Source organism: Paracoccus mangrovi (genome assembly GCF_042648425.1).
Classification (GTDB): domain Bacteria; phylum Pseudomonadota; class Alphaproteobacteria; order Rhodobacterales; family Rhodobacteraceae; genus Paracoccus; species Paracoccus mangrovi.
This window is the reverse complement of record NZ_JBHRXJ010000043.1, coordinates 1-2202: the sequence shown is the minus strand read 5'-3', so window position 1 is coordinate 2202 and position 2202 is coordinate 1. Positions and strand designations below refer to the sequence as shown.

Genomic DNA, 2202 nt, shown 5'->3' with positions numbered 1-2202 from the left:
ATCAGCTGGCCATAATGTTCGCAGGGCGTTTCGACGCCTGACCGTATCTGAAAACCGCATGGGCCCGGTCAGATACACAGAGTTTCGGATACTCCCTGGCGATGGCCGCCAATGAGCGAACGTCGCCATCGCGGACCGCAAGTCTCAGGCGCCGCAGGAGCTCGTCGAACTGATGAATTTCAGTGGCGGAATAGCTGGCCGGAGGCATGTCATCCGTGACAAAGACCTCTCCCGGCATCATGTTGACGCCCAAGACATAGAATGACGGCAGCGGGAGGCCGAACTCTTCCCTCACTTCGCCGTCGCGCTGCGCGAAAAGCCTGGCGTTGTGATCGAGCATGGTCGAATCGCACGCATCCTCGACACTAAGCACGAGCGCGACGAGATCATCGATACCCGTCAAGTGTCCGCATGCGTGATCCAGGGCGCGGATGGTGGCAACGATATCGGCAGTCGAAGACCCCATGGCGCTCCGGCAGATCGAGCCATGAAAACGCCACTGGTCCGAGTGACCATGGCGAGGCGGGTTCGTCGAGAGCCTGCTACGGCTGGTCGGCCTGAACTGGACGGTGCCCGACTTCAGCACGCTATCTCGCCGCCAGAATACCTTGGCCGTGAACATCCCCTACCGCGGCTCCAAGGGGCCGTTGCACCTGCTGATCGACAGCACCGGGATCAAGGTCGAAGGTGAAGGCGAGTGGCACGCACGCAAGCATGGCGACCCGAAAGGGGTCTGATGCCGGAGGGGGCAGGATCCTACGCTAAGGCATATTTTTTGCCGAATTTCGCTGCAGGGTCCTGTAGACGGTCGGTCTTGAGACGGAGAAGAGCTCAGCAAGATCGCTGATAGAGTATTCGCCGGATGCGTGCATCCGGTTCAGTTCTCTTTGTTGTTTTTCCGAAAGTTTCGGCTGCTTTCCCCGGAGCTTGCCCTTGGCGCGGGCGATGGCCATGCCTTCGCGGGTGCGCATGCGGATGAGGTCGGCCTCGAACTCGGCGAAGGTGGCCAGAATGTTGAAGAACATCTTTCCCATCGGATCGGCCGGATCATAGACCGACGCGCCAAGGGCGAGCTTGATGCCTTTCTTTTGTAACTGATCTGCGATCGCTCGGGCGTCCGGGACCGAGCGCGCGAGGCGGTCGAGCTTCGGCACGACCAGCACATCGCCTGCGCGCACGGCGGCGAGAGCCTGGTCGAGACCGGGTCGGGCGCGGTTCGTGCCCGTCAGGCCGTGGTCGGTGTAGATGCGGTCTTCGGTGACCCCAAGCTCCGCAAGGGCAGCACGTTGTGCCGTCAGATCCTGACGGTCGGTGGAGCAGCGGGCATAGCCAATCTTTGTCGCAGTCATGCAGCGAGTGTACGGATAAGGGGCCTTATGTGCGAATCAAATCGTACTATCTATACGAGACATGATGAGGTTCGGTTTATTGGCCATCAGCCGTCACCTCGACCCTGTCCGCTCACCGATCCCCTTACGGACGGTCACGGCACCAAAGTTCCGCCATTCCAACGAGGCTCTCTCTCATCCGCCCGACATAGCGTTGAGGGCATCATCGATAAGGCGCGTCATTTGCGCTGGATCAAGGCAGAGGCGCCCGAGACTGCCTATACCACCTCTCAACGGACCCCGATTGGTCCGTTCAACTAGGAGATTACCGATGAAACGCCTGTCCTTCCTTGCCGCCCCCGTTCTGCTCCTTGCCTTGGCCGGCACTGGCTTTGCCGCCGAGTATGAGGTCGAGATGCTGAACAAGGGTGAGGCAGGGACGATGGTCTTCGAGCCTGCTTTCGTAAAAGCCGAGCCGGGCGACGTGATCCACTTCGTGCCCACCGACAAGAGCCACAACGTCGAATCCATCAAGGAAATTCTTCCCGAGGGTGTCGAGACCTTCAAGAGCAAGATCAACGACGAATTCTCTCTGACCGTGACCGAGCCGGGCCTTTATGGCGTGAAATGCACGCCGCACTTTGCCATGGGTATGGTCGCCCTGGTCCAGGTGGGCGATGCGCCCGCGAACCTGGAAGATGCCCAGACCGCGAAGATGCCCAAGAAGGCGCGCGAGCGGCTGGACGCGGAAATTGCCAAGGTGGAATAACCGGGCAAAAACCATGCAATGACGGGAAAGGGGCGGCAGATTGCCGCCCCTTTGCGTTTCGCGGTGGCTTGACCGACGATCCCGGAACGGCAGGGGGCGCCTTCG

Annotated in this window: 3 protein-coding genes and 1 pseudogene; 2 read left to right on the top strand and 2 right to left on the bottom strand. The window is 60.4% G+C overall.

Annotated features, from left to right (window positions below; genetic code table 11):
• Position 1 precedes the first annotated feature (1 nt).
• On the bottom strand, positions 2–622 hold the full coding sequence (locus tag ACFOMH_RS20545) for a hypothetical protein (protein ID WP_377746795.1): 621 nt from the start codon (positions 620–622) through the stop codon (positions 2–4).
• Here ACFOMH_RS20545 and ACFOMH_RS20540 point away from each other — a divergent pair.
• Positions 525–728, top strand: a pseudogene (locus tag ACFOMH_RS20540) (transposase); the annotation flags it as partial. The gene ACFOMH_RS20545 and the pseudogene ACFOMH_RS20540 sit on opposite strands and share 98 nt — an antisense overlap.
• Positions 729–761: 33 nt before the next feature.
• On the opposite strand, the gene ACFOMH_RS20535 reads toward ACFOMH_RS20540, so the two are convergent.
• Positions 762–1349 carry a recombinase family protein gene (locus ACFOMH_RS20535; protein ID WP_274563280.1) on the bottom strand — a complete coding sequence of 196 codons (588 nt, stop codon included), beginning with the start codon at positions 1347–1349 and terminating at the stop codon, positions 762–764.
• Between the two features lie 310 nt (positions 1350–1659).
• Here ACFOMH_RS20535 and ACFOMH_RS20530 point away from each other — a divergent pair, with 310 nt between their 5' ends.
• Positions 1660–2097, top strand: coding sequence for a pseudoazurin (locus tag ACFOMH_RS20530; protein ID WP_377746793.1), 438 nt, complete (start codon positions 1660–1662; stop codon positions 2095–2097).
• Positions 2098–2202 lie beyond the last annotated feature (105 nt).